We start from the raw sequence: 18,623 nt of genomic DNA, 5'->3' as shown, positions 1-18,623 counted from the left end.
GAGAGACATTGTTTAAACCGTTATTTGAAAAGATGAGAGAGAAACATGAAAGCATATCAACGTGAATTTATTGAGTTTGCCCTAGAGAAAGAAGTTTTAAAATTTGGTGAGTTTACTTTGAAGTCTGGCCGTAAGAGCCCTTACTTCTTCAATGCTGGATTGTTCAATACTGGCCGTGACCTAGCACGCCTTGGTCGCTTCTATGCAGCGGCATTGGCTGATTCAGGTATCGATTATGACGTGCTATTTGGTCCTGCGTACAAGGGTATCCCAATTGCGACAACCACAGCGGTTGCTCTAGCGGATCACCACGATACAGACGTACCTTACTGCTTTAACCGTAAGGAAGCGAAAAACCACGGCGAAGGCGGTAACTTAGTCGGTAGTGCACTCGAAGGTCGTATCATGCTAGTGGATGATGTGATCACAGCGGGTACGGCTATTCGTGAATCGATGAAAATCATTAAAGCCAACGGCGCTGACCTAGCTGGTGTATTGGTTGCGATTGACCGTCAAGAGAAAGGTAAAGGCGAGCTTTCTGCGATTCAAGAGGTTGAGCGTGACTTTGGTTGTGCAATTATCTCTATCGTTAGCCTAACGGATTTGGTGACTTTCTTGGAAGAGAAGGGCACTGATGCTGCTAACCTAGAAGCGGTTAAAGCGTATCGCGCACAGTACGGAATTTAAGTTAAGACTGCAATAGCAGCGATTAACAAGTGAGAAACGAAAAAGCTGAGATAATTCTCAGCTTTTTTATTGGGTTCAGCTTATTTACAGGCTTTCTAGGGAGGCTATTTGTAGCGAATGCCACGTTCTACTGATTCATCTTCCATCGTCTTGTACCGTTTGTGTAACCACATCCACTGCTCAGGTGCACGTAAGATAATCTCTTCTACATACTTGTTCATATAAGCGGCGGCGGCTTTCTCATCTTTTTGAGGGTAATCTTCTTCGATAGAGGTATTGGCGATGATCTCATACTTTCCATCGGCATTTTTAAATCCTGAACCAGTGACAATAGCGCATTTACTCGTGTAGGCAAGAATGCTTGTCCCTGTGGTTGTACAGGCATCTTCAATCGCAAAGAATGGCACGAAGACTGATTTGTTACGACCGTAATCGTGGTCAGGTAAGTAAAACAAGCGAGCTCCTTTACGAAGTATTCGGATCATCTGTTTTACATCTTTTCGATCGACGAGAGTATTACCGTTATGAGTTCTTCCCCAAATCTGAATAAAGTTATATACCGCATTGTTATGTGGGCGATAAACCCCATAGCCTGGCTGGCCTAGTACGGCAAAAGCACGAGCGGTAATCTCTAGATTAAGTGCGTGAACACAGCAGAGCAGAACACCTTTTCCGTCTTTATCGTGTTTTCTTAGTGCTTCGGTATTTTTATCAACCAGTAGCGTCTTAAAGCGCCAAGTCGGCCAAAACCAAGTAATACCCATTTCAATTACGGCCATTCCAGTATTTTTAAAGTTTTCTCTAACTAATTCTCTAATCTCTTTTTCTGGCTTGTCTGGAAAAGCTAATTCTATATTACGTGTCGCTACGTGAACCCGGCTCTTTCCAAAGCGCATCCCTAATAGGCCCAACTTATGCCCCAAAGAGAGCAGTAAGCGGTAGGGGAGAAGGTTTACAATCAGAGCCAATAGACCAAATCCTAGCCATATAGACCAGTATTTAGGGTGGAGTAAGGAGAGAGAAAATTCTAGTTTATCGTATTCTTTCTTATTCATAACGGCGACTTAATACGGATGGCCACTCAACTTGTACACTTAGCAGTGCTCATTGAAGCGAGCCGTAGGTTAATAATTAAAATCTGAAGTTGCCAAGCTATTGAGACTTCCTCCTATCGGTCCCACAACTGCAGCGAGTACAGACTTATCAAGAGGAAATATTTTCCTTCATGTATCTTGCATTCACTTAATATCTGGCGCAGAGATTTATCAATACGCTCAAAAGTAGATTTTATAGGGTAACCGCCCATTTTTAAACCTTAATGCGCGATCCTATAGGGTGCTTTGTTCTGAAAAGGAAAAGGGGTTGTGATGCTCAAAGAGTGGTAAGAGATAAACTTTAGAAAAGTGATTAGAAAAATAAGAGACAAGAATACCAACGTGAATTGATGGTGTTGCTCTTAGATGGAAGTGGCCTTTAGGTAAAGTCGCTTTATATAGTGGGCTTACTTTGAAGTAGTGGAGTAAGCCCCCTTGTTGCTATAGGAAGGCTATTTGTAGCGAATACCGCGCTCAACACTTTCATCTTCCATCGTTTTATAGCGTTTATGCAGCCACATCCATTGCTCGGGCGCACGTAGGATAGTCTCTTCTATATACCTATTCATGTAAGCGGCAGCGGCTTTCTCATCTTTTTGAGGATAAGCTTCTTCAATTGTTTTATTGGCGAGTATGTCGTATTGGCCATTAGAGTTTCTATACCCTGAGCCGACTACAATTGCGCATTTAGTGGTATAAGCGAAAAGACTGGTCCCAGTGGTGGTACAAGCATCTTCAATCGCGAAGAAAGGAACAAATGCAGATTTGTTACGGCCGTAGTCGTGATCAGGAAGGTAGAATAAACGTTCACCGTTACGAAGGACGCGTAGCATTTTTTTGACGTTCTTACGGTCAATCGCTCCGTTGCCATTTTGGGTTCTTCCACGATATTGAATGAAGTTATAGGCTGGGTTGTTGTGAGGGCGATATGCTCCGTAACCCGATAAACCCAATACAGCAAATGCACGGCAAGTAATTTCAAGGTTCAATGCATGGACACAGCAGAGCAGTACGCCTTTACCGTCTTGGCTATGTTGTCTGAGGGCGTTGGTATCTTTATCAACAAGTAGCAGCTTAAAACGCCAAGTTGGCCAAAACCACGCAATACCTGTTTCGATCAGCGCTAGCCCGGTATTTTTGAAGTTTTCACGAACCAAATCGCTAATTTCACTTTTTGATTGTTCTGGGAAGGCCAACTCAAGATTGCGAGTAGCCACATGAACCCTTTTTTTCCCAAACTTCATTCCTAGTAGGCCAAGCTTATGTCCAAAGCTCAACAATATACGGTAAGGCAGAAGGTTGACGACAAGCGCGAGCAGACCAAACCCAAGCCATACCGGCCAATATTTTGGGTGAAGTAGCGAAAGTGAAAATTCCGGATGGTCATATGTTTTAGTGGTCATATTGCTACTCAGTACGCTGACTATTGAATTTGTGCACTCAGCAGTGCCCAGTACTCTTCAAAGTTTGCTGTTGGTTGATATTTAAAGTCGGAGCGTACAAAGCGGTTGAGACTGCCTTCTACTTGACCAAGTAACTGTGCGGCAAGTACAGACTCATCGACAGGGAAAGATTTTCCTTCACGTAATTTGCGTTCTCGTAGAATTTGGCGCAGTGACAGTTCAATGCGTTCGAATAGTTGATTGATTCTGTCGCGTAGCCGTTCATTTTCAAACATCAAAGCGTGACCCGACAAAATGCGCGTTAAGCCTGGATTTCGTTCTGAAAAAGCCAAGATCAGTTGAATGACTAACCGAATGCGGTTTAGTGTGTCTTTCTCTTCATCTAGGATACGGTTGATACGTGACATCAGTGATTCTTCAATGAATTCAATGAGTCCTTCAAACATACGCGCTTTACTTGGGAAGTGACGGTAAAGTGCTGCTTCTGAAACACCGACTTGTTTGGCAAGCTTGGCGGTTGTGATCCGAGAGGCACCGTCGGTTGATTCAAGCATTTGTGCTAATGCTTGTAATATTTCTTCACGACGATTGGATTTTCTTGTACCGGCCATGACCTTTCCTTTTGATGACAACTTGATAAATTTGGACGTGTTATAAATTCACTGTTGGAGGGGGATTAGTGTAACCAACAGTGAATAGAGTTCGTAGTATTTCAATAAAAATGCAGTAGATAAAAGTAAAAATAGTGATGTTACAAGCTTTTCTCGATAAGCATCATGATTGATTGAGCAAGTTGTGTCTTAGAGGCGAGTGGAAGTGAATGCTCACCTTGCTTCTCGAATACTGTAATCGCGTTATCATTACTATTGAATCCCTGACCTGTAATAGAAACGTCATTAGCGCAGATCATATCAAGATTTTTATTGATTAATTTTCCACGAGCGTATTTTTCGACGTCTTGAGTCTCAGCGGCAAAGCCAACAGTAAATGGTCTATTTTTGGTAAGGGCGGCGACAGAAGCGACAATATCTGGGTTTTTCACCATAGTGATACTCATTTGATCGCTATCGTCCGCTTTCTTGATTTTTTGATCAGCAATGATCTCAGGACGATAGTCAGCAACCGCCGCACAACTGATAAAAACATCATGAGTTGGAGCATTGGCCATAACAGCTTCATGCATTTGCAGCGCGCTTTCTACTTGAACGGTAGATGCATGAGTAGGGGCCGATATAGACACTGGCCCGCTAACGAGTGTTACCTCTGCGCCAAGCTCAAGTGCCGCTTCAGCAAGTGCATAGCCCATTTTTCCAGAGCTATGATTTGAGATGTAGCGAACAGGGTCGATGGCTTCGCGAGTTGGGCCTGCAGAAATTAATACTGACTTCCCTGCTAGCGGTTGGGATTTAGGCTGGATCTCATTTGTTTGGAAAAAAAGTTCACATCGCTCGACCAATTGCATTGGCTCTAGCATTCGACCGAGGCCTACATCTCCACACGCTTGCTCACCAGAACCTGGCCCCCAAATATTCAAACCACGCTTGTCTAGCGCAGCGATGTTCTCTTGAGTAGCTGCATTTTGATACATCTGCTGATTCATCGCAGGAGAAACAGCAACAGGAGAGTCAGTAGCAAGTACTAACGTACTTAGAAGGTCATTGCCCATTCCCGCTCTTATTCTTGCAATAAGATCAGCAGTAGCAGGTGCGATGAGTACAAGGTCTGCCCACTTAGCGAGTTCTATATGCCCCATAGAGGCTTCAGCAGCAGGATCAAAAAGACTTTCTGATACAGGGTGCCCGGAGACAGCTTGCATGGTTAAAGGGGTAATGAATTCTTTAGCAGCACTGGTCATGACAACTCGAACTTCTGCTCCTCGTTCAATGAGGCGACGAGTAAGCTCTGCACATTTATAAGCAGCAATACCACCGCTGATGCCTAATAGAATCTTTTTTCCCGCTAACGTTTGCATGATGTTTTCCTTTGAAAATTCTGTCGCTACGATAACACGGAGCGTTATTTTTTTCCTAGCCCCCCTGCTTTCTATTAGGTTTATGCGTTTTAATCAACATCACAGTTGCATGACTTTTATCAATCGATCTCAAACAGTACCAAAGAACAAGATAAATAGTTGTATGACTTTTACTCTGTCGGTATTGGATACTTCATTACTAATTAGTGGCGATTTTATTTATGAGCATTAAAGCACTGCCTGCTGAATCGATGCCGAGAGAGAAATTACTGGCGAATGGTCCAAGCTCATTAACCGATGCGGAGCTACTGGCGATTTTCTTGCGAACAGGCACAAAGGGGATGAATGTTCTTGAGCTGTCGGATGTCCTGTTAAAAGAGATGGGGTCATTACGAGGGCTATTTTCAGCGTCGAAGGATCAATTTTGTCGACATAAAGGGCTTGGAGAAGCGAAATTTGTCCAACTTCAGGCGGTGCTGGAAATGACCCAGCGTTATTTAGCCGAAACATTAAAGAGAGGTGATGCGCTTTCAAGCCCACAACAAACTAAGCTCTATCTCTCTAGTATTCTAAGAGATCGCCAACGAGAAGCTTTTCATATCTTATTTTTAGATAATCAGAACAGAGTAATAAAGGACGAAATTCTATTTGAAGGGACAATTGATGCAGCGTCTGTTTACCCTAGAGAGGTGGTAAAGCGAGCACTAGAACATAACTCAGCCGCATTAATATTGGCACATAATCACCCTTCAGGCGTTGCTGAACCTAGCCAAGCGGATAGAAGAATAACGCGAAAACTTACCGATGCGTTGTCTTTGGTGGACATTCGAGTTCTGGACCATTTTGTGGTCGGAGATGGCGAAGTGGTTTCTTTTGCAGAGCGAGGATGGATTTGAATCACATTTTGGCTTGTTAGTTGATAAAAATCTGCTATCATTCCCGCCACATTTTTAGAACCTTAAATCAGCCTCGATTACTCAAAAAGCTGCGATGTTCAAAAAAAGATCACGAAAACCTGTAAAAAGGATCTGTTCGGGTCTTGAGCAATGCATGTCAAGTTAGTATAATGCGCGACCTTTGATAGCCTTGAATGGATTTTCCATTTTGGTTTTTACCTCTATTTTCAGAATTGATAGAGAGGTTCGGCCACCAAGGTTGATATCGAGCTGAAACGATTTGGAGAGACATTTCATGTCCCGAGTATGTCAAGTAACTGGTAAGCGTCCTGTAGCGGGTAACAACCGTTCACACGCACGCAATGCTACCAAGCGTCGTTTTCTGCCGAACCTACAAACTCACCGTTTCTGGGTAGAGAGCGAAAAACGTTTTGTTAAACTACGTCTAACTGCTAAAGGCATGCGTATTATCGATAAGAAAGGCATTGATGCTGTTCTTGTTGATGTCCGTGCACGTGGCGAAAACGTTTAAGAGGAATTGAGCAATGGCTAAAGGCATTCGTGAGAAAATCCGTCTAGTATCTTCTGCTGGAACAGGTCACTTCTACACAACTGACAAGAACAAACGTAACATGCCAGGCAAATTTGAGATCAAAAAGTTTGATCCAGTAGTTCGCCAACACGTTATGTACAAAGAAGCTAAAATCAAGTAATTGAATTTAATTCTTTGAAGCTTCTTGTTTAGAGAAGATTGCATAAAACCCAGCTTTCGAGCTGGGTTTTTTAGTTCTTACCGCTAAATTTTCCAATCCTAGATTTCCCTCTTCTTTTCTTCTGTTTTCTATCTTTTCTTTATCTCTATCTTCAATCCCTTATACTCAAGATAGTTTGCTTGAATTGATAGGGAGTTAAAATGCGAGTGCCGCCAGCCCGTCGAAAACGTTGGAACAATCTGCTTATGTTAGCGATTGTGGCGTTTATTGGTATTTTGTATCTTCCTACTATGATCAAAACGTATTTGATTGAACCACCAGAAAGCCCTTATCCATATCTACTAAACCCTAGTGAAGAGCTTCAATCACTGCACTTGAGTCAGTGGTCACTAGAGAAGAACCAAGGCCGATGGCGAATTAGCGTTCCAAGCGATATAGCCCCTGAAGAGTTGGCTGAGCGTTGGCAGGCGCTCGTTGGAACCGAAGTGGATGACGAAACAAGGCTGACACTTAACCCGACGCTTAAAAATCCACAGACCATTGAAGTTTGGTATATCGATGTAGAAGAGCCTCAAAGGATCACCTATTATCGAACACCTCAGTTTTGGCTTTTAAAAAACTGGCAAGACAAGTGGATAGCCTTATCAGTTGAGCCACAGTATCTAGGCCCAACTAATTAAAGCACAGTTTCTATAACCTACTTTCAAGGAGTTTTAACTCATGCCCGAGTTGCCAGAAGTTGAAGTGAGTAGAATGGGTATTAGCCCTCACCTCATTGGCCAGACTATTCAGTCAATTACTTTTCGAACGCCAAAGCTTCGTTGGGAAATTCCTCAAGAGTTAAAGCAGCTTGAAGGAGAAGTGATTCGAACTATCTCTCGTAGAGCTAAATACCTGATCATTGAAACAAACATTGGCAGTGCAATTGTTCATTTAGGTATGTCTGGTTCGTTAAGAGTGCTAGATGCTGATTTTGAAGCTTCCAAACATGATCACGTTGATCTTAAGCTCACTAATGGCAAAGTGCTGCGCTATAACGATCCCCGTCGATTCGGTTGTTGGTTATGGATGGAGAAAGGTGACTCACACTCAGTATTGGAAAATATGGGACCTGAACCATTAACTGATGAATTCAATGCTGGATATATGTTTGAAAAAGCGAAAGGAAAGCGCATAACGATTAAGCAGTTCATCATGGATAACAAAAATGTGGTTGGAGTGGGGAATATTTACGCCTGTGAGTCGCTATTTTCTGCTAAAATTCATCCTTTAAGGCATGCTGGGCAAGTATCAGATAAAGAGTGGAGCTATCTAGTGACTGTGATAAAAAAAGTCTTAGAGAAAGCTATTGCCCAAGGCGGTACCACGCTGAAAGATTTTTCACAAGTAGATGGTAAACCAGGTTATTTCTCTCAAGAGTTACAGGTGTACGGGAAGTCAGGTTCTCCTTGTCCAGTTTGTAGGGCTCTGATTGAAGAGAAAAAAATAGGGCAAAGAAATAGTTACTTATGTAATCATTGCCAAGATTAGGTAAGTATTAAATAGTTGAGTTAATTTAGAAACTCAAATTCGCTAAAAATTAGTTAGAGTAAGTATGAGCGGTAAAACGAAACAAATACAAGATAGATTGTTATCGATGTTTAAAACTTTAAGTGATTTTTTAAACAAAGAAAACCTTGAATATGTAGCAGTTGGTGGAACTGTATTGGGTGCATTTAGGCATAGTGGTTTTATTCCTTGGGATGATGATATTGATATTGCTATGCCGAGGGCTGACTATAATAAGTTTTTAACATTACAAGAAAAACTGCCGAATGAACTCTTTATACAGACATTTAAAACTGACCCTAATTATTCACTATACTTTGCTAAGGTAAGAATGAATGGAACAGTATTCTTAGAGGAAAGATTTAAAGGTGTTGATATTCATCATGGATTGTTCATAGATATTTTTCCTTTAGATGAAGGGATTGATGAAGTTCAATGTGATTTTGCTAATAAACTAATTTGCAATTTTTCTAGAGCAGTAAAAAGCAATAACGGATATTATGGTTTTGTAAAACGTCTATTTTATAAATTCAGGTACGGAAATCCAGGTGAAAGGCATGAGAAGATAGAAGAATTCCTTACATCTAATTCAGAGAATAAATCAGGTTTCTATGGAGCTATACATGGAAGGGACTTATTTAAATACCATAATTTATTTCCATTAAGAAAAATGGATTTTTGTGATATTGAAATATGTGTCCCAAATAATGTTGAATCCTATTTGATTAATAAATATGGTGATGACTATATGACTTTACCAAAAGAGAGTGAGCGAAATACACATAGCCCACTTATGGTCAAACTATAAATATGACTAAAGATAAAAATACTTTAATGTACTGGCTTTCTGTTTTTTTCTATGGACTACCTTTACTCTGGTCTTTCACAGGAATGTATTGGCACCCATCTGGAGATAAAGTATTAGTAGGGATTGTGTTATTGACACTTTTATTCTCACTTTCCTTTAATACAAAGGATGTAGTGTTTAACATTAAAAATAACAAATGGCTAGCTGTTGTTTTTTTATATTTGTCATTTTCTATTTTATCCTATCTAACTTATGGCTTCGGTTCAAGGGAACTAAGAGCAGCAGCGATTGCTGCCGTATTTTTTATAGCCGTACCAACTAAGTACTATACAGAATCTGCGTTTGTATTTTTATTAGTACTTGGTTCTATTAATGCCATTGTCTTGTCCGTATATTTTCAAATAATAGAGCCTACAGACAGGCGTTATTGGCCTGTGAATGCTATACCATTCTCTAATTTCACCAGTCTGATAGTGATTTCTTCTTTTGTGATTTTATCCTTTTCAAAGGAGAGGGTTCGAACGATTTTGATGTCATTGGCTTTCATATTGTCACTATCCGCTACTTTGATGACCCAGACAAGGGGGTCAATTATTGCCTTAATAATAGTGCTTCCTATGTTGGTTATATCAATAGTGCTATTGAAGAAGGTATATAACCCCAAGTTTATTATGTTTAGTATAATCTCTTTTTTTATGGCGTCTATTGTATCTCTACCTTTTATTATAGAGAGATATGATAATACAGTATCTGAAATAGAAAAAATAGAAGATGGTAATTTCGATACTTCCATAGGTCTTCGTTTTAGTGTTTATAAACTATCCCTTTCATTTATAGAAGAAGCACCTCTATTAGGTCATGGTAGTAATACTCAAATTAAATTAGATAAAATGTTGGAGAGTGAAATAATAAACGATAAGGTTCATAGGATAGCATCTTGGAATTTTCATAATGGCTATCTGGAAAAATTAGTATCCTCCGGCATTGTTGGTTTGATATTAATGCTTGGTTTGTTGATTTTACCTGTAGTACTTTCAATTCGTAAGGTAGGGTTCTCCTTTGTGACAATTTTGATCTTTGGCTTATCTTTAATGTTTTCTTTAATTAATATTACTGATACTCCGTTTACAAATGGACATAGTTTCTTTTCTTACCTTTTATTTGTTGGTGCGTTGCTGAGCTATATTTACAGAGAAGGCTCTATGATTGAAAATACTAAGGTGAGAAAATGAAATTAACTTATTACCTTAAGCATTTTATTCTGGCTATTTTACCTAAAACTTTCTTCACAGTGAAAAGGCAAGGAGTTTATAGATTGCTTTATTCAAGAAGTCACTATGTAGAATCTCGTGTCAGCTACTATGTCAAGTGTCACAAATGGGCTATTGATAATCAAGCAAGAAGTGATATTTATAATTATACAAGAAAGGGATATACATCTTATTATTATGATCTTAAAGAGTTTCTTTATTATTTCCCTAAAGGGCTAAAATTTAACTATAATTTTGGAGATGAAACGCACATAGAACCTGTTCCTACTTTGTTTAAGGCTCGGCCTATTGACGGTGATAACCAAAATTCAGTGCTATTTAAGCTCGATAAACGACGTCATTTTCGATTTGTCGATGACAAGCGTAACTATACAGATAAAAAAGATATGGCTGTATTTCGCGGTGCGGTCACTCAGCCGCACCGTATTCGCTTTATGCAGAAGATGTTTGAACACCCTTTGGTTGACGCGGGTCAGTCTAACTCTTGTGAAGAGTACCCTGAGTGGACAAAACCGTTTATGTCGGTAGATGAGCAGCTTAATTGTAAGTTTCTAATCTGTTTAGAAGGTAACGATGTAGCGTCAAACTTAAAGTGGGCTATGTCTTCTAACTCTGTGGTGGTCACACCAAAAATGAAGTTTGAAACATGGTTTATGGAAGGAACCCTCAAAGCGGGCGTTCACTATATCGAAGTAAAAGATGATTGGTCTGACTTTGATGATAAAATTCAGTATTACCTAGATAACCCAGATAAAGCAGAGCAGATTATTAAAAATGCACATGAATATGTAGCTCCTTTTCAAGATGAAAAGCTAGAACAATTAATCTGTATTAAGACTCTAGAACGTTACTTTGAGTTATCTGGTCAACATGTCGATAAGAATTAATACGATGAACATACTGGTAATTGGCCCTTCTTGGGTAGGCGACATGGTTATGTCTCAAGGGCTTTACATTGAGCTTAAGAAGCAACACCCAAATGCTCAAATAGATGTATTAGCTCCGCTATGGTGCAAACCTATTTTAGAGCGCATGCCGGAAGTTAACTCTGCTTTAGAAATGCCCCTTGGGCATGGGCAATTTGATCTGCAAACACGCTATGCATTGGGGAAATCTTTGAGAGAAGAAAAATACGATGCAGCGTATATATTACCGAATTCTGCTAAGTCAGCACTGATTCCTTGGTTTGCAAAAATTCCAAAACGTATTGGATGGAAAGGAGAGATGCGTTATGGATTGCTCAACGATATCCGTACTAACAAGAAATCTTTCCAGTTTATGCTCGAGCGATATGTTGCGCTTGCTCATTCAAAACAAAAAATGATTGGGAGTGGGTGTTTAGGCGAACTCGTAAATTTACCCTACCCAAAACTTGATGTTATTGATACTAGCCAATTTGAGGCGATGAGCGAATTTGGATTAAATAAGCAACGTCCTATTTTAGGGTTATGTCCAGGAGCTGAGTTTGGCCCTGCAAAACGCTGGCCTGACAATCATTTTTCTACAGTCGCAACTGAAATGATTAATCTTGGTTACCAAGTGTGGCTATTTGGTTCAGGAAAGGACAGAGAAGTTACATCAAAGATTATTGCTCAGGTTGATGAGGCTAACCAGGAGCATTGTTATAACCTTGCTGGCAATACAAGTCTAATCCAAGCTGTTGATCTGATAGGAGCATGCAGAACGGTCATTAGTAATGATTCTGGTTTAATGCATGTAGCAGCAGCAGTAGGCTGTAATGTAGTTGCTGTTTATGGGTCGAGCTCACCAAATTATACTCCACCACTAACTGATAAGTTATCTGTTTTAAATACTGATATTGATTGCCGTCCTTGTTTCGAACGCGTTTGTCCAAAGCAACATATGAAGTGCTTAGTTGAACTTCTACCGGAAAGAGTGATTGGCGCAGTTAAACAATTCGATGTTATTACTTAAGGTTAGCTAGTATGGCAGGAACAATGATCCGTTGGCTTTATACATTGGCACTTGCTTTGGTTAGCCCAATTTTATTATGGGGCTTGTATCGGAAAAAGCCGAATAAACCAATATTTGGCGAGCGATGGAAGGAACACTTTGGTTATACACCAGACTTAGATGAAAGGCGAGAAGGGGTTATATGGTTGCATGCCGTATCTGTTGGTGAGGTTCTGGCAAGTAAGGTGCTTCTTGAACGCATACAAATATTGTACCCACATAAAAGAATCTTGGTCACAACAACAACATCTACGGGCGCAGAGCAGGTGGTCAATTTAGAAGGTAATATAGTTCATCGATATATGCCGATAGATTTTAGTTGGTGTATTAACCGTTTTTTGAAAATTATTCAGCCAGATCTATTTATCATTGTCGAGACTGAGATTTGGCCCAATACCCTTCATAACGTGTCTAAACATAACGTACCTATTGTACTTATTAATGGACGCTTGTCTGAAAAATCGGAAGCGAACTATAAGAAGTTTCGAAAGTTGATCTCACCAGCACTTAATAACCTTCAAATGATTTTGACTGTCCATAATGATGATAAAGGTCGATTCAACTCTCTTGTATCAGGACTTGATAAGGTTAAGGTTACAGGATCAATAAAATACGATGTAAGTTTAGATGAGAGAATCTTAGTTAAAGGGAAAGCTTTGCGCTCTGTATTAGGGTTAGAGCGTAAAGTTTGGATTGCAGCAAGCACACATCAAGGCGAAGATGAGCTGATTATCAAGGCTTATAATCTTGCGAAAAAACACGCCCCGGAACTATTGCTAGTTATAGTACCACGCCACCCAGAACGATTTAATCAGGTAGCAAAATTAGTCGGAGAAAGTGGATTGACGATTAGTCGTCGAACTGACAGTAACGATGCGATTAGTGAAAAAGTTGATGTATATTTAGGTGATACTATGGGCGAAATGATGGTGTTACTAGCAGCGAGCGATTTAGTGTTTATGGGAGGAAGCCTTATTGGAAATAAAGTTGGCGGCCATAACTTTATTGAGCCAGCGCTTTTGAGTAAACCCTGTTTAACTGGGCCAAGTTACTTTAACTTTTCTGATCTTGCTAATCAGTTAATCTCTCATAATGCTCTAAGCGTAGTCTCATCTTCTGAAGAGCTAGCCAGCTTGGTCACGTCTCTGTTTTCTGATTCGCGGAAAATGGCATCAATGGGTCAGCATGGCTATGATATAGTACAGAAAAATCAAGGTGCACTTCAACGTACACTTAATACAATTGAGCAAGTAATTTCTAAGAGTTCATAATGATTAAAACATTTGTCATTCATGTAAGTAAAGGTTATGAAGATCGTCGAAAACATATAGATAGTCATCTACCAGAGCGTGGTATTACCGATTATGAATATATGCTACGTGGTGATATCGATGATCTCAGTGATGATATTCGTAATCACTTTTTCGGTGAATCAATGAGTTTGCCAGAAAAGTCCTGCTTCTATAAGCATTACCTTGTGATGAAGAGGGTAGTCGAAGAAAAAATCCCACAAGTCTTGGTTTTAGAAGATGATGCTTTGTTGGAGCCTGACTTTTTAGATCAGCTCTCTTTGATTTCTTTGGAGTTAAGGAAGCAATCAAAGTACTTGGTTAATATTGAAGAGGCATCTAGCTTAGTACCTGTGAGTATTCGAGTTCCAAAACAAAAACTCTATTTATGCGAGGTTAATAAGTTAGCTGGTGGCTTGATTTATGATTACTCTATGGCAGAGGCAGTAGTAACGTATGTTGAGTCATATACTCAAGATGCCCCTATTGATACAACTCTTGGTAAACTAAGGCACCTATTAGGGTACAACCTGTTTTGGGTTCATCCACCTTTGGTCAAGCAAGGTAGCAAAAGTGGTTTATTTGATAGCGAGTTAAGTGGAAGAAAGGCTGGTTTTTATACTGCATTTAGAGCTTGGTTTAAAGATAACTATAAGAAGCATATATTAAGTAATTTAAAAGCAAAGCACCTTGCACACTTTAAAAATATCACTAAATATTAATTGTAATAACCATTGAGCAAATGTTGCCAATTACTTGTAGTCCATCTAATAGCAGTTTGCTCTTTGTTAAATGAGCGTAATAATCGTTTAAGGTTGTCAGATTTCCATGAATCACCCTCTCTTTGACTGCATTTATCAAAATCAATAATCCAAACCTTAGCAGTGCTATCAACTAAAATATTATGGATATTTAGATCGGTGTGATTAACCCCTGAATCATGCATCTTTCTGATTTCTTGACCTATTCTTGAATACATAGACTCAGGCAGTTCATTCGATGAGAGAAGTTTGGAAAGGTCCTGAGCATTTTGAATTTTTTTCGTCAAAATATCACAGGTATAACCGATACTTTGCTTAACTATTCTGGCTCCGATTGGCTCGGGGACATTAACACCGTACCTGGCGAGGTGGTGTAGGGTCTTTAGCTCTTTTAGCGGCCTAAGGTTCTTTTCACCAGTATATAGAAACGTATTTTGGATAAGTTTGCCAAAAAAACCGCCTCTGTAATAGTGGCGTAAAGCAAGCTGTTGGTTTTCATGCTCTACAAACCATGTAGTGCCTCTTCCCTTGGCGCTGCCTATTACTTTGTTTTTTGATTGCCAGTAGGACGGCTCAAAATGCTTATCGTCCCAACTTTCTGAATTAACGCTCCAGATTATGCCTTTAGAGGTTCGTGTTTGCTTGATCATGACTCGTTCATTAGTTTTTGCCTACATGCTTATGGCATACTATCAGTATTCTCTTTTTGGTTATAGTAACTGGTTATGCCTTCGCAGCTTGCACCCTCTAAAGTCCTTTTTGTACTAACGCGCTATATCGGTGACACTTTATTAGCGACGTGTATGATACGTAAACTCAGATTGGCGTATCCAGACACTCAAATCGATGCTTTGGTGACTGTTAGTGGTAAGTTAGCACTAGCTGGGAACACAGATTTAAATAATTTAATTACAGTAGGAAGCAAGCCCAAGCTAGTTGAAAGCCTTAAACTGCTAAAAGATAATTTCTATCAGTATGACTGGGTTATTAACGACAAACCTTCGGGAAAGTCAGAGATTTATGCAATGCTATTTAGTAAGTGGTTGAGTAAAGGAAGCTGGCGCTCAAGAGTGGTTAATGAAGGTGACTCAGAGGGGTGGCGAACCAGTAGGCTGTTTTCTGAACATACGGTCTTTGAATCTAGCAATGAAGAGCATCGAATTATTCGAAATTTTAGTTTGCTCTCACCACTTTCGCTAGATGATGAAATGGCGGTTATAGCCCCCGAGAATGATGAACTTCCAAGTTTACCTAAGAATTATATAGTCATTCATTGCCCTTCCTCTAACCAAGTAAAGCAGTGGCCAGTGTCTTCTTGGAAAGAGCTTATAGAGAGACTAGAGATTTCAGGGCATAAGATAGTGCTGACAGGATCGCCTTCTGCGCGTGATGAAAATCTACTTTCTGAGTTAATGGCAAGTTTATCCCCAAGCGATAACATTGTTAACTTAAGTGGTTCGCTATCAATCGCGCAAACTTCAAGTTTGATTAAGAGTAGTCAAGGCTATATAGGTGCAGACAGTGGAATTACACATCTCGCATCTGGACATAACGTTCCAATTATATGCATCATTAGTGTCGCAGCTGCGAGTATGTGGGCTCCCTGGCCATATCGAATGTCGATCAATGAATACGAAAAACAGCCATATAGAAATGGAGTTCGTAGGCAAGTTCTAGGGAATGTGACTATTTTACAGTCAACCCGTAGCTGTGTGCCATGTGGATACGGGGCATGTCGCACAGATGAGAAGCAAGTATCGCCATGCTTATCTGATATTTCCCCCAATGAAGTGTTTGAAAGTGTCGTTAAGTCGATTCATTACCATCAAGGAATAAAGTGACATGACCAGTGTTAGCTTGATTATTACCACATACAATTGGAAAGAGGCGCTCGGTGCTGTTCTTCGTAGTATTAAAGAGCAAACCTTGTTGCCCAATGAGGTCATTATTGCTGATGATGGTTCTCGAAGGGATACTAAAGAGCTGGTAATGAGTTATCAGCAAACCTTTCCAGTCCCTATTATCCATAGTTGGCAACCTGATGAAGGCTTTAGAGCTGCTGAAAGTAGAAACCGAGCAATTGCTAAAGCCAGTTCTGATTACATCATCATTATTGATGGCGATATATATCTTCCCCAACATTTTGTAAAAGATCATCTTAATGCATCAAAGAAAGGTCAATTTATTCAAGGAGGCAGAGTTATTTTAAATGAGGCTAACTCTCAACGTTTGATATCAAAAGATATTATGCCGAGCTTCTTTGACAGTGGAATAAAAAACAGAAAAAACATGCTTAGAAATAGACTGCTTTCTAAACTGACGTCACGTATTTGGAATGTAGATAAGTCGACTCGCAGTTGTAATATGTCTTTTTGGCGTGAAGACGCTTTATCTGTAAATGGGTTTAATAATGAGTTTGTAGGTTGGGGGCGTGAAGATAGTGAGTTTGTATATCGGCTACTCCATCTGGGTTTAGATCGACTTTATTTAAAGTTTTCTGCAGCAGGAATCCACTTGTATCACAAAGAGAACCCAAGAGAGTCATTAGAGAAGAATGATCGTATCTTTAAGAATACGGTCCTTAATAAGCTTACAAGGTGTGATAAAGGTATTGATAGGTTCTTGAAGGAAGAATGATGGATTCGATTCACTCAATTTGTATTGTTCGCCTCTCTGCGATTGGTGATGTTTGCCATGCTCTTTCTGCAGTACAGCAGATCCAATCAACTTATCCTCAATGCAGGATTACCTGGGTGATGGGGAAAGTAGAAGCTCAACTTCTAGGCGATCTCCCTGGTATAAAAGTTGTGGTCTTTGATAAGAAGCAAGGCTTTAAAGGTATGCGAGATGTTTGGGCTGAGCTTAAAAACCACAGGTTTGATTATTTGTTACATATGCAAGTCGCTTTACGTGCAAGTATCTTAACGCTGGGAATAAAGGCGAAAACTAAGCTTGGCTTTAGTTGGTCACGAGCGAAAGAAGGTCAATGGTTGTTCACAAATAAAAAGCTCCCCCACACTAAGGCCCCCCATGTCCTCGATAATTTTGCTCAGTTTTCTCAATTTCTGGGCTGTAAAAAGCAATCACCATCTTGGTCTATTCCTATTAGTGAAAAAGATAGTACGTTAGCTAATGAGCTTTCTCATCAGCCTTATGTTGTTATTAGTCCGGCAGCAAGCAAGGATGAGCGTAATTGGTTAACTGAACGCTATGCACAACTAGCTGATCATGCTTATCATTTGGGGTTACAAGTTATACTGTGTGGTGGGCCAACCGATAGAGAGAGAACTCTCGCAACGAAGATAGAGCAAGCTATGCAATCTCCAGCGATCAACTTAATTGGAAAAACATCTCTTAAGCAGTTAACTGCTGTATTGAAAAAGGCCGAGGTTGTTATTGCCCCTGATTCAGGCCCTGCTCATATTGCAACGACACAAGGAACACCTGTGATTGGTTTGTATGCGCATAGTAATCCTCATAGAACCGGTCCCTATAATAGTTTAGGTTATACGGTTTCAGTTTATAAACAGGTTGCTGAAGAGCAATACGGTGAACCGTTGGAAAACGTGCATTGGGGGGCTAGAGTGAAAGGCAGTGATCTGATGCAGAAAATAGAATTAGAACAAGTTATAGAACAACTAGAGCGAGTATTAGTACTTCGGTCAGTTACTGTTGAGAATGCAACTAACCAAGATTAGTACCAAACTAAGGACCTTTTATGCGTATTGCAGTTTACCCTGGGACATTCGATCCCGTAACAAATGGGCATTATGATCTCGTCAAGCGTGCAGCAAGTATGTTTGACCATCTAGTTATAGGTGTTGCAGCGAGCCCAAGCAAGAATACCCTGTTTAGCTTAGATGAAAGAGTTGGCTTATTAAGAGAAACGACAAAAGACCTTTCTAATGTCTCTGTCGGTGGGTTTAGCGGGTTATTAGTTGATTTTGCATCAGATCAAAATGCAACAATCTTAGTGCGTGGATTAAGAACGACCATGGATTTTGAGTATGAGTTTGGTCTTACCACTATGTATCGTCGATTAAAGCCTGAATTAGAAAGTTTGTTCCTTACTCCATCAGAAGAGTATGCATTTCTATCTTCAACATTAGTGCGTGAAGTTGCTATTCATGGTGGTGAAATACAGCAATTTGTTCCAGAGTGCGTTCATCAAGCGGTACTTGCCAAAGTTACAGCGCAAAAAAGCTAG

21 protein-coding genes are annotated in these 18,623 nt (G+C 40.1%); 16 read left to right on the top strand and 5 right to left on the bottom strand.

Annotation, left to right across the window (positions count from 1 at the left end; translation table 11 throughout):
• The first annotated feature begins 45 nt into the window (after nt 1-45).
• The gene (gene pyrE / locus KP803_RS08345) at nt 46-687 is read left to right on the top strand and encodes an orotate phosphoribosyltransferase (RefSeq protein ID WP_248008369.1); all 642 of its coding nucleotides are present in this window, start codon (nt 46-48) and stop codon (nt 685-687) included.
• A 104-nt stretch (nt 688-791) separates the two neighbouring features.
• Here pyrE and lpxL (KP803_RS08340) read toward each other — a convergent pair whose 3' ends face one another.
• The 4 genes from lpxL (KP803_RS08340) to coaBC form a co-directional block, all read right to left on the bottom strand.
• A complete protein-coding gene (lpxL, locus tag KP803_RS08340) occupies nt 792-1,742 on the bottom strand; it encodes an LpxL/LpxP family Kdo(2)-lipid IV(A) lauroyl/palmitoleoyl acyltransferase (RefSeq protein ID WP_248008368.1) in 951 nt (316 codons plus the stop codon).
• Between the two features lie 491 nt (nt 1,743-2,233).
• A complete protein-coding gene (lpxL, locus tag KP803_RS08335) occupies nt 2,234-3,184 on the bottom strand; it encodes an LpxL/LpxP family Kdo(2)-lipid IV(A) lauroyl/palmitoleoyl acyltransferase (protein ID WP_248008367.1) in 951 nt (316 codons plus the stop codon).
• A gap of 20 nt (nt 3,185-3,204) precedes the next feature.
• Nucleotides 3,205-3,795 carry a nucleoid occlusion factor SlmA gene (gene slmA / locus KP803_RS08330; RefSeq protein WP_102402473.1) on the bottom strand — a complete coding sequence of 197 codons (591 nt, stop codon included), beginning with the start codon at nt 3,793-3,795 and terminating at the stop codon, nt 3,205-3,207.
• A gap of 140 nt (nt 3,796-3,935) precedes the next feature.
• Nucleotides 3,936-5,156 carry a bifunctional phosphopantothenoylcysteine decarboxylase/phosphopantothenate--cysteine ligase CoaBC gene (gene coaBC / locus KP803_RS08325; RefSeq protein ID WP_248008366.1) on the bottom strand — a complete coding sequence of 407 codons (1,221 nt, stop codon included), beginning with the start codon at nt 5,154-5,156 and terminating at the stop codon, nt 3,936-3,938.
• Between the two features lie 221 nt (nt 5,157-5,377).
• Between coaBC and radC the strand changes: the two genes are divergently transcribed.
• From radC to KP803_RS08270, 11 genes are all read left to right on the top strand, one after another.
• The gene (gene radC, locus KP803_RS08320) at nt 5,378-6,052 is read left to right on the top strand and encodes a RadC family protein (protein WP_248008365.1); all 675 of its coding nucleotides are present in this window, start codon (nt 5,378-5,380) and stop codon (nt 6,050-6,052) included.
• Nucleotides 6,053-6,347: 295 nt separating this feature from the next.
• Entirely contained in the window at nt 6,348-6,584 is a 237-nt protein-coding gene (rpmB, locus tag KP803_RS08315) for a 50S ribosomal protein L28 (protein ID WP_017036316.1), read from the top strand.
• Between the two features lie 13 nt (nt 6,585-6,597).
• Entirely contained in the window at nt 6,598-6,765 is a 168-nt protein-coding gene (rpmG, locus tag KP803_RS08310; protein ID WP_002535344.1) for a 50S ribosomal protein L33, read from the top strand.
• A 200-nt stretch (nt 6,766-6,965) separates the two neighbouring features.
• Complete coding sequence (locus tag KP803_RS08305) at nt 6,966-7,445, top strand: hypothetical protein (protein WP_248008364.1); 480 nt, start codon at nt 6,966-6,968, stop codon at nt 7,443-7,445.
• A gap of 40 nt (nt 7,446-7,485) precedes the next feature.
• The gene (gene mutM / locus KP803_RS08300) at nt 7,486-8,295 is read left to right on the top strand and encodes a bifunctional DNA-formamidopyrimidine glycosylase/DNA-(apurinic or apyrimidinic site) lyase (RefSeq protein WP_248008363.1); all 810 of its coding nucleotides are present in this window, start codon (nt 7,486-7,488) and stop codon (nt 8,293-8,295) included.
• Between the two features lie 64 nt (nt 8,296-8,359).
• Entirely contained in the window at nt 8,360-9,121 is a 762-nt protein-coding gene (locus tag KP803_RS08295; RefSeq protein WP_282437220.1) for a LicD family protein, read from the top strand.
• 2 nt (nt 9,122-9,123) lie between these two features.
• Nucleotides 9,124-10,353 (top strand): O-antigen ligase family protein, encoded by a 1,230-nt coding sequence (locus KP803_RS08290; RefSeq protein ID WP_248008362.1) that lies wholly within the window; start codon nt 9,124-9,126, stop codon nt 10,351-10,353.
• Nucleotides 10,350-11,279, top strand: a complete 930-nt coding sequence (locus KP803_RS08285; protein WP_248008361.1) for a glycosyl transferase family 90 — start codon at nt 10,350-10,352, stop codon at nt 11,277-11,279. Before KP803_RS08290 ends, KP803_RS08285 begins: the two co-directional genes overlap by 4 nt.
• Before the next feature lie 4 nt (nt 11,280-11,283).
• The gene (gene waaF, locus KP803_RS08280; protein ID WP_248008360.1) at nt 11,284-12,327 is read left to right on the top strand and encodes a lipopolysaccharide heptosyltransferase II; all 1,044 of its coding nucleotides are present in this window, start codon (nt 11,284-11,286) and stop codon (nt 12,325-12,327) included.
• A gap of 11 nt (nt 12,328-12,338) precedes the next feature.
• Nucleotides 12,339-13,637 carry a lipid IV(A) 3-deoxy-D-manno-octulosonic acid transferase gene (waaA, locus tag KP803_RS08275; RefSeq protein WP_248008359.1) on the top strand — a complete coding sequence of 433 codons (1,299 nt, stop codon included), beginning with the start codon at nt 12,339-12,341 and terminating at the stop codon, nt 13,635-13,637.
• A complete protein-coding gene (locus KP803_RS08270) occupies nt 13,637-14,377 on the top strand; it encodes a glycosyltransferase family 25 protein (RefSeq protein WP_248008358.1) in 741 nt (246 codons plus the stop codon). Before waaA ends, KP803_RS08270 begins: the two co-directional genes overlap by 1 nt.
• On the opposite strand, the gene KP803_RS08265 is transcribed toward KP803_RS08270, so the two are convergent.
• Entirely contained in the window at nt 14,374-15,066 is a 693-nt protein-coding gene (locus tag KP803_RS08265) for a 3-deoxy-D-manno-octulosonic acid kinase (RefSeq protein WP_248008357.1), read from the bottom strand. The two genes, KP803_RS08270 and KP803_RS08265, sit on opposite strands and share 4 nt — an antisense overlap.
• A 153-nt stretch (nt 15,067-15,219) precedes the next feature.
• On the opposite strand from KP803_RS08265, the gene KP803_RS08260 reads away from it, so the two are divergent.
• The 4 genes from KP803_RS08260 to coaD are packed head-to-tail and all read left to right on the top strand — an operon-like array spanning nt 15,220 to nt 18,623.
• Nucleotides 15,220-16,257, top strand: coding sequence for a glycosyltransferase family 9 protein (locus KP803_RS08260; protein WP_248008356.1), 1,038 nt, complete (start codon nt 15,220-15,222; stop codon nt 16,255-16,257).
• 1 nt (nt 16,258) lies between these two features.
• The gene (locus KP803_RS08255; RefSeq protein ID WP_248008355.1) at nt 16,259-17,053 is read left to right on the top strand and encodes a glycosyltransferase family 2 protein; all 795 of its coding nucleotides are present in this window, start codon (nt 16,259-16,261) and stop codon (nt 17,051-17,053) included.
• Nucleotides 17,050-18,114 (top strand): glycosyltransferase family 9 protein, encoded by a 1,065-nt coding sequence (locus tag KP803_RS08250; RefSeq protein WP_427916930.1) that lies wholly within the window; start codon nt 17,050-17,052, stop codon nt 18,112-18,114. The genes KP803_RS08255 and KP803_RS08250 overlap by 4 nt, the downstream gene beginning before the upstream one ends.
• Nucleotides 18,115-18,134: 20 nt before the next feature.
• Entirely contained in the window at nt 18,135-18,623 is a 489-nt protein-coding gene (gene coaD, locus KP803_RS08245) for a pantetheine-phosphate adenylyltransferase (protein ID WP_248008353.1), read from the top strand.

The organism is Vibrio amylolyticus (assembly GCF_023145695.1).
In the GTDB taxonomy this organism is placed as follows: domain Bacteria; phylum Pseudomonadota; class Gammaproteobacteria; order Enterobacterales; family Vibrionaceae; genus Vibrio; species Vibrio amylolyticus.
This window is presented reverse-complemented; position numbering and strand designations above follow the sequence as displayed.

Excerpts from the sequence above, each read along its gene's own strand:
- waaF (WP_248008360.1), top strand. The coding sequence starts at position 11,284 with ATGAACATACTGGTAATTGGCCCTTCTTGGGTAGGCGACATGGTTATG.
- pyrE (WP_248008369.1), top strand. The coding sequence starts at position 46 with ATGAAAGCATATCAACGTGAATTTATTGAGTTTGCCCTAGAGAAAGAA.
- waaA (WP_248008359.1), top strand. The coding sequence starts at position 12,339 with ATGGCAGGAACAATGATCCGTTGGCTTTATACATTGGCACTTGCTTTG.
- KP803_RS08295 (WP_282437220.1), top strand. The coding sequence starts at position 8,360 with ATGAGCGGTAAAACGAAACAAATACAAGATAGATTGTTATCGATGTTT.
- rpmB (WP_017036316.1), top strand. The coding sequence starts at position 6,348 with ATGTCCCGAGTATGTCAAGTAACTGGTAAGCGTCCTGTAGCGGGTAAC.
- KP803_RS08265 (WP_248008357.1), bottom strand. The coding sequence starts at position 15,066 with ATGATCAAGCAAACACGAACCTCTAAAGGCATAATCTGGAGCGTTAAT.
- lpxL (WP_248008367.1), bottom strand. The coding sequence starts at position 3,184 with ATGACCACTAAAACATATGACCATCCGGAATTTTCACTTTCGCTACTT.
- slmA (WP_102402473.1), bottom strand. The coding sequence starts at position 3,795 with ATGGCCGGTACAAGAAAATCCAATCGTCGTGAAGAAATATTACAAGCA.
- coaD (WP_248008353.1), top strand. The coding sequence starts at position 18,135 with ATGCGTATTGCAGTTTACCCTGGGACATTCGATCCCGTAACAAATGGG.
- KP803_RS08260 (WP_248008356.1), top strand. The coding sequence starts at position 15,220 with ATGATACGTAAACTCAGATTGGCGTATCCAGACACTCAAATCGATGCT.
- coaBC (WP_248008366.1), bottom strand. The coding sequence starts at position 5,156 with ATGCAAACGTTAGCGGGAAAAAAGATTCTATTAGGCATCAGCGGTGGT.
- KP803_RS08255 (WP_248008355.1), top strand. The coding sequence starts at position 16,259 with ATGACCAGTGTTAGCTTGATTATTACCACATACAATTGGAAAGAGGCG.
- KP803_RS08285 (WP_248008361.1), top strand. The coding sequence starts at position 10,350 with ATGAAATTAACTTATTACCTTAAGCATTTTATTCTGGCTATTTTACCT.
- lpxL (WP_248008368.1), bottom strand. The coding sequence starts at position 1,742 with ATGAATAAGAAAGAATACGATAAACTAGAATTTTCTCTCTCCTTACTC.
- mutM (WP_248008363.1), top strand. The coding sequence starts at position 7,486 with ATGCCCGAGTTGCCAGAAGTTGAAGTGAGTAGAATGGGTATTAGCCCT.
- KP803_RS08290 (WP_248008362.1), top strand. The coding sequence starts at position 9,124 with ATGACTAAAGATAAAAATACTTTAATGTACTGGCTTTCTGTTTTTTTC.
- rpmG (WP_002535344.1), top strand. The coding sequence starts at position 6,598 with ATGGCTAAAGGCATTCGTGAGAAAATCCGTCTAGTATCTTCTGCTGGA.
- KP803_RS08270 (WP_248008358.1), top strand. The coding sequence starts at position 13,637 with ATGATTAAAACATTTGTCATTCATGTAAGTAAAGGTTATGAAGATCGT.
- KP803_RS08250 (WP_427916930.1), top strand. The coding sequence starts at position 17,050 with ATGATGGATTCGATTCACTCAATTTGTATTGTTCGCCTCTCTGCGATT.
- radC (WP_248008365.1), top strand. The coding sequence starts at position 5,378 with ATGAGCATTAAAGCACTGCCTGCTGAATCGATGCCGAGAGAGAAATTA.
- KP803_RS08305 (WP_248008364.1), top strand. The coding sequence starts at position 6,966 with ATGCGAGTGCCGCCAGCCCGTCGAAAACGTTGGAACAATCTGCTTATG.